This window comes from Bacillus sp. JST-5 (assembly GCF_057747715.1).
Genome location: NZ_JBYLHW010000095.1, coordinates 1 through 7,270, shown reverse-complemented (window position 1 = coordinate 7,270; position 7,270 = coordinate 1). Strand labels below are relative to the sequence as shown.

The window sequence follows — 7,270 nt, the reverse complement described above, 5'->3', positions numbered from 1 at the left end:
CATGTATTAGGCACGCCGCCAGCGTTCGTCCTGAGCCAGGATCAAACTCTCCAATAAGTAGTTTGATTGCTCAAAATGATTGACTAGCATGTTTCTTTAGACGCTTTGTTTTGTTCAGTTTTCAAGGTTCAAATTGACCACTCGTTATTTCGAGCGACTTTTTTAATATAACATCTATCATTTAAGATGTCAACATTTTTTTATTATACAAAAATAATTTTTTCTTGAATTTTAATTACTTGAAATCGACGAGATTTAATATATCATGATTTATTTATGGTTGCAATATATTTTTTGATGATTAAATTTTCAGATTTTTAGCATGGAAAAATTGTTATATAAACTATAATTTCAAATAAAATCTAGTAATACTTTTTGGTAATAATCATAGAGTGTTTAATAGAGGAGGGAAAATGATGATAGAATTAAAGACGGTTGGGTTTCTAGTTTCTTTTTTCATGGCAGTGTTTTTATTTTTATATTCTTATATTGAAGCTTTAAAGATTAGTAATTCAGAAGGTAAAGTTTATGGTGGAACATTTATTTTTTCTATAGTTATGGCATTTATTTTTTCCGGTTTCACTTACGTGTTTATATAGACTTAAATCACAAAGACCTTTCATGTAAGAAGGTCTTTGTGATAAGTTATGTTGGTATTTTTTCATCAGATTCCCACGATTTTATTTTTCTTTCATCTCTTAAAAAGATTATTACTCCCAATAGTACTAATATTCCACCAATCCATTGGGTTGGTTTTACCGTTTCCTCAAATATAATATACGCTAAAATTATAGCACCTAAAGGTTCAAATAAAATAGCCATCGAAATTGTTTTGGTGCTTATCCACTTAACAGCCCAATTAAACAGTGAATGCCCTAATAACGTTGGGACAACAGCTAATAAGAAAAAATTTATCCAATCAAAGGTAGAATATGGATATAATTTTTCACCATTAAAGATTACGTAAGTAAGTAACACGACTGAACTTATCGAATAAACAATAAAAGTATAAGAAATAACCGATATTCTCTTTCTTAAATTTTGCCCATATAGAAGATATCCTGTCACCAATGCACAAGCGATTAATGCTAAAATGTCTCCCCATAAAGCTTTTCCACTAATTTGAAAGTCTCCCCAACTGATGATCACACATCCAATGATAGCTAAAATTGCACTTAAAATAGCTTTAAAAGATGAACGTTCCCCAAATATAAAAAAAGTTCCAATAAAAGCAAACAAAGGTTGCAAAGTTACCAATACCGTTGAACTTGCTACAGAAGTGTAATTTAATGATTCAAACCATAAAATAAAATGAAACGCAAGTAAAATTCCTGATAGCACAGAGTAAATCCAATCCTTTTTCGTAATAAAGCGGATTTCAGCTACATATTTTAAAAGAAATAATGGTGCCATAATCAATACAGCAAAAAATAATCGATAAAAGGCAATCACTCCAGATGGGGCACTTGACAGTTTTACAAGTATTGCTGAAGTAGAAACGGATATTACTCCAATAATTAAAATGATGTACGGATTAATTTTAGGTTGATCCATGTGTAATGCTCCTTCTAAAATTTATACAACTACCTAAATTATAAAGAAAATTTTATCATTAGGAATTAAAAAAAGGAGTAGTGGCATAGCATGAAAATACTTTTTCCATTAGAAATGGAAATATTGTTGAAATTAGGAATTTCCGCTGGATTAGGTTTAATCATTGGCCTTGAAAGAGAATTGAAAAGAAAACCTGTAGGACTAAAGACAAGTTTAGTGATATCTATTGTCTCTTGTCTGTTAACGATTGTTTCCATTGAATCTGCCTATCTTTTTCCATCTTCCGAACATGTAAACATTACAATGGATCCTCTTCGCTTGGCAGCACAAATTGTTTCAGGAATTGGTTTTTTAGGAGCAGGTGTAATATTAAGAAGAGAAAATGACAGCATCTCAGGGTTAACGACGGCAGCAATTATTTGGGGTGCAGCTGGTATCGGTATAGCTGTTGGTGCAGGATTTTATATTGAAGCTATGGCTGGTGTAGCCTTATTGATTATTAGCGTTGAATTTATCCCATTCATTGTGACCTTAATAGGTCCAAGACAATTAAGAGAAAAAGAACTCGTTTTGCAATTAACCATTGAACAAAAGGAAGATATTGCAAAAGTCATCGATTATATTCAGGAAGATAAAATTTCAATAAAAAGCATTAAAATAAAAGACTTAAGAGATGGAATTCACCACGTTCATTTAAAAGTAACTGTCCATGCAAAAAGAAAGTCTACCGATGTTTACTACTTCGTATCAAATATAAAAGGAGTAAAAACGGTAGAAATTGATAGTTTATAAAAAATACATGCAACATGTCTTTATCATTTTATAGTTCCTTAAATAATGGTATTTGTTAAAATTTTAGTGCTATAAATGTATATTGACAAATATTTTTATGGAAATTAAAATAAAAACTGTTCAAAAATAATATATTCAGGGGCATTAGCTCAGTTGGGAGAGCGTTACGCTGGCAGCGTAAAGGTCACCGGTTCGAGCCCGGTATGCTCCATTTAAAACCCTTAATTTCTAAGGGTTTTTATTTTTTATCATGATTCAATGGACATAGATGACAAATATAAATTATTATGCGGAAATAGATTCTTTAATATCTGTAATTCCATATACCTACTTAGTCAATGGGATCATCAGAGACGTAAGTTGACTATAGCATCATTAGCAAAAAGTTATGAATCTATTTATATATATGAGAAAAAATTTATTAAAAAATTCGGTATTCAAGTTTAATCTATATATTTAATTATTTTAGCTGGGTTTCCCCCTACCACAACATTGGCAGGTACATCTTTTGTAACAACCGCTCCTGCTGCAATAACAACATTATCGCCGATGGTTACTCCAGGGAGAATGACCGCACTTCCACCAACCCAAACATTATTCCCAATTTTAATAGGCTTTCCAAACTCTAAACCTGAATTGCGTTCTATAGGATGAATTGGATGAGTGGCTGTATAAATTTGAACATTAGGACCAAGCATACAATTATCACCAAAACGAACTTCACATACATCCAAAATGATGCAATCAAAATTCGCAAAAAAATTTTCACCTACATGAGTATTATAACCATAGTCAAATCTAATATTTGGCTCCATGTATACATTCTCGCCACACGAACCAAGAATTTCTCTTAATAATTGTTTTCGTTTCTCTTTTTCCAATTCCAACGTTTGATTATACATTCCTACCAATTGTCTTACGTGTTCACGATCCTTTAACAATTCAGGGTCTTGCGGTTGATATTTTTCTCCTGCAATCATTTTTTCTTTTTCTGTTTTCATTCTTCATTACCTTCTCTCTATATTTTTTCATTCAAACCAAAATAAATAGATATTTTAGAAATTATAGCTTCTTCCATAATTCTATTTTAATTATTTCATACTTTCGAATATAACAATCCTTCGATTTTTCCACGTCTAATTTTTATGTAAATAGTTACATGAAACACTAAATGGTAATGCTTTTTAAACGATGCAATGAATATAGGATAAAAAACATTGCTTAAAAATAAAATGATGTTAACATCTTATTTTTTAATAAACTTCTTTCCCTTGTCCTTCCATTTGATTCGAAAGATTAAAAGACCCCAAAATAAGGGGTCTTGGTTATTAAAAATATGATTATGCGCTTGTCATCAATTTTGTTCGATGATTAACTACTATATTTAGTGGGAAAGTCATTTCAAGTTCATAAATTCAGACGAGTTAAGAGTATAGTTATAATAATTGTATATTTAATATTTTTGCTAACTTTTCACGATACAAGTCAAATTCTTTCGCTATTTTTAAATTTGCAAGTACTCCTTGAAAAACAATGGTATCCAATTCTTTTTTTTCAATTTCTTTTAGTAAAATATTAATGACTTCTTCTAGCTGTTTCTTATGCTTATTTTTTAATGAAGGTAATAAATTTTTCATTTCAAGTAATAGATGCCGTGCTTCTTCAACCATTTCCTTCGATTGAACTGGAGTTTCCTGCAAATATTCCTTTAAAAATTCTGATTCATCAATTAAAGGTTGTTCTCCATTTTCAAAAGCAGAAACCAGTTCATCCGCACGATTCATAATAAATTTCGCTACCCGTTCGGTGTCTATTTCCATCTGATGAAATAGAATTGCTGTCATAAAGTTTTTTCGGATCCCTTCTAATACAAAAATAATATCCCCAATAAATGGATGAATTCTATGCCCGTAAACAGCTAATAAACTTTTTCGATACCATTGATATAGTTGTGTTATGGCTTTTTTCATATATTCTTTAATTTCTTTTTGATTAGAAAAATTATGTTCTCTCAAAAAGATTACTAAAGAATCCTTATTTCCTTTTACTTGTTCAAATGGGACATGAATTTGCTTAATCATCCGTTCTCTAGGCGGAATCTTTTCTTTTTCAATTTCAGCCATCCTACTCTTAATAGAATCAAAATAATATTTAAAAATTTCAACATATAGCTCTTCTTTTGAAGAAAAATAATTATAAAAAGCTCCTTTGGAAATTCCACACTCATTAACAATATCTTGTACGGAAGTTACATGATAGCCACGTTTAGCAATGAGTTTAATGGCTGATTCTATTATTTCTTTCCTCTTTTTTTCTTTCATTATCATTCACCTAATTATTATATAAGTACGTATCGATAATTTCTCTTTCCTCTTATATAGAAATTCTCCTATAATTGTACCTGTATATTGAGATTTATGCTACTTTTATCAAACTATGAATGAGGTAATAATTATGATTTTAATGATTGATAATTACGATTCATTTACATTTAATTTAGTCCAATATATTCAGCAATTAGGAGAAAATATCATAGTGAAAAAGAATAATGAAATAACCATAGATGAAATAAAATCGATGCGCCCAACAGCGATTATTCTTTCCCCAGGTCCAGGGAATCCAAATCAAGCTGGGATTTCTTTGTCAGTAGTTGAACAATTTCATAAATCTATACCAATTTTAGGTGTTTGCTTAGGCCATCAAGTAATTGGACAGTTTTTTGGAGGAAAAATTGTAAAGGCTAAACAACCAATGCACGGGAAAACTTCCTCCATTAATCATGATGGTAAAACAATTTTTAAAGGGCTAAAAAATCCATTGAAAGTTACCCGCTATCATTCCTTGATCATACAAAAAAGCAGTTTACCTAATTGCTTACAAATATCCGCCTGCAGTGAAGATAAGGAAATTATGGCTATTCGTCACAAAGTTTATCCAATCGAAGGGGTTCAATTTCATCCTGAATCTATTTTGACAGAATGCGGATTAAACCTTTTACAAAATTTCTTCAAGGAAATAAGGAGAGAAAAAAATGATGGATAGTATAGATAAAAATTTACTATGGTATCAATTTGCAGACGACAAAGGAGAACTACAATCTTTAATTTTTCAAAATCCTATAAGGGTTATTCAAGCACATTGTATTGATGATGTAATTCCCTGCTTTCATAAAGTAATGAATGCAGTAAAGTCCAATCATTATGCCGCTGGGTTTATTTCATACGAAGCAGCACCAGCATTTGACCCATCTTTTCAAGTTCATTCAAAATCCAATATGCCATTATTATGGTTTGGGATATTTAATCATGTAGAGAACAATATCTCTATAAGTAGTAATCAATTTTCGATGACCGCATGGAAACCAAATGTTGATAAGACGGTTTACGAAAGAAATATAAAAAAGATAAAAGATTATATAAAACAAGGGGATACTTATCAAGTCAATTATACAATTCGAATGGAATCAACATTTACAGGAGATGGACTTTCTTATTTTCTTCAATTATCACAAGCGCAAACATCAAATTATTCAGCTTACTTAAATATAGGTAATTTTGAAATATTGTCTGCTTCCCCAGAATTATTTTTTCGAAGAAAAGGGAATCAAATTATTACAAAACCAATGAAAGGTACAATTAAGCGTGGTTTAACTAGTGAACAAGATGAAAAATATAAAAATTGGCTTTATCATTCAGAAAAAAATCGCGCTGAAAACTTAATGATAGTAGATTTATTACGAAACGATTTAGGAAAGATTGCCATTCCGGGAACAGTAAAAGTTTCTAAACTTTTTAACATTGAAACGTATCCAACTGTTCATCAAATGACTTCAACCATTACTGCAGAAATTGATGAGAATTGTACAATTGTAGACATCTTTCGGGCACTGTTTCCATGTGGATCCATTACAGGAGCTCCGAAAATTAAAACGATGGAAATTATTGAAGAACTTGAGGAAACACCAAGAGAGGTATACTGCGGTGCCATTGGATACATTCGTCCAAATGGAGATGCTATTTTTAACGTCCCTATTCGTACAGTTACTATCAACAAGGATTCTAATAAGGCAATTTATGGGGTCGGTGGAGGAATAACTTGGGATTCTACTTCTATAGATGAATATGAAGAAATATTAACCAAAGCTAATGTATTACAAGAAAAGCGAAAGGATTTTCAACTACTAGAAACAATTTTAATAGATGAAGGAAAATGTTTTTTATTAACTGAACATTTGCAAAGGCTTGAAAAATCCGCTAATTATTTCAAATTTCCTTTAGACATTGAAAAAATAAAAAAAGAATTAATTGATACTGCATCACTATTCCCACAAGAAAAACAAAAACTAAGACTAATAGTATTTAACACAGGTGAATTTCAAATGGAGACTTCTCCTTTATTAAACACAGAAAAACCTAAATTTGTTCGTTTCTCAGATGTACCTATTCAAAAAGAAAATATATTTGTATACCATAAAACTACTAATCGAGATGTTCTCAAATCAATTCAAGAGAAAAACAAAGATGTATACGATATCATTCTTTGGAACGAAAAAGGAGAAATAACTGAATTTACAAATGGGAACATTATTTTAGAATTGAAAGGAAAATTGTTAACTCCACCGGTAAGTTCTGGACTTTTACCTGGTACATTTCGTCAATTATTAATTAATCAAAATAAAATTTCCGAAGCAATTTTAACAAAAGATGATGTGATTCAAGCATCTCGAATTTGGTTCATTAATAGTGTTAGAAAATGGGAAGAAGTTTTTTTGATTCAATAATAAGCGTACGATAAGTACGCTTCAGCTTGTAGACAAAGTCCCTAACTTAGGGGCCAAATCTACAGGCTTTTTTGTATAATAGGGATAGAATTCTTGGTTAACGGGGGAAATTTAGGATGTTATCGAAGCGTACTGACAATAATC

Annotated in this window: 7 protein-coding genes and 1 tRNA gene; 5 read left to right on the top strand and 3 right to left on the bottom strand. The window is 30.7% G+C overall.

What is annotated here, in order from left to right; all coding sequences use genetic code 11:
* Window positions 1-416 precede the first annotated feature (416 nt).
* A complete protein-coding gene (locus AC3ASS_RS13245; RefSeq protein ID WP_488283996.1) occupies window positions 417-599 on the top strand; it encodes a hypothetical protein in 183 nt (60 codons plus the stop codon).
* Window positions 600-645: 46 nt separating this feature from the next.
* Here the strand turns inward: AC3ASS_RS13245 and AC3ASS_RS13240 are convergent, their stop codons facing one another.
* Window positions 646-1,554, bottom strand: coding sequence for a DMT family transporter (locus AC3ASS_RS13240; protein ID WP_488283995.1), 909 nt, complete (start codon window positions 1,552-1,554; stop codon window positions 646-648).
* A 90-nt stretch (window positions 1,555-1,644) separates the two neighbouring features.
* On the opposite strand from AC3ASS_RS13240, the gene AC3ASS_RS13235 reads away from it, so the two are divergent.
* Both AC3ASS_RS13235 and AC3ASS_RS13230 read left to right on the top strand, forming a co-directional pair.
* Window positions 1,645-2,346: an MgtC/SapB family protein gene (locus AC3ASS_RS13235; protein WP_488283994.1), complete on the top strand. Its 702-nt coding sequence runs from the start codon at window positions 1,645-1,647 to the stop codon at window positions 2,344-2,346.
* Between the two features lie 138 nt (window positions 2,347-2,484).
* Window positions 2,485-2,557, top strand: a tRNA-Ala gene (locus AC3ASS_RS13230).
* A gap of 232 nt (window positions 2,558-2,789) precedes the next feature.
* Here the strand turns inward: AC3ASS_RS13230 and AC3ASS_RS13225 are convergent.
* Window positions 2,790-3,347: a sugar O-acetyltransferase gene (locus AC3ASS_RS13225; protein WP_488283993.1), complete on the bottom strand. Its 558-nt coding sequence runs from the start codon at window positions 3,345-3,347 to the stop codon at window positions 2,790-2,792.
* A 435-nt stretch (window positions 3,348-3,782) separates the two neighbouring features.
* Window positions 3,783-4,667 carry a TetR/AcrR family transcriptional regulator gene (locus AC3ASS_RS13220; RefSeq protein ID WP_488283992.1) on the bottom strand — a complete coding sequence of 295 codons (885 nt, stop codon included), beginning with the start codon at window positions 4,665-4,667 and terminating at the stop codon, window positions 3,783-3,785.
* 133 nt (window positions 4,668-4,800) lie between these two features.
* On the opposite strand from AC3ASS_RS13220, the gene AC3ASS_RS13215 reads away from it, so the two are divergent.
* Window positions 4,801-5,388: an anthranilate synthase component II gene (locus AC3ASS_RS13215; RefSeq protein ID WP_488283991.1), complete on the top strand. Its 588-nt coding sequence runs from the start codon at window positions 4,801-4,803 to the stop codon at window positions 5,386-5,388.
* Window positions 5,378-7,126 (top strand): aminodeoxychorismate synthase component I, encoded by a 1,749-nt coding sequence (gene pabB / locus AC3ASS_RS13210; RefSeq protein ID WP_488283990.1) that lies wholly within the window; start codon window positions 5,378-5,380, stop codon window positions 7,124-7,126. The genes AC3ASS_RS13215 and pabB overlap by 11 nt, the downstream gene beginning before the upstream one ends.
* Window positions 7,127-7,270: the final 144 nt, after the last annotated feature.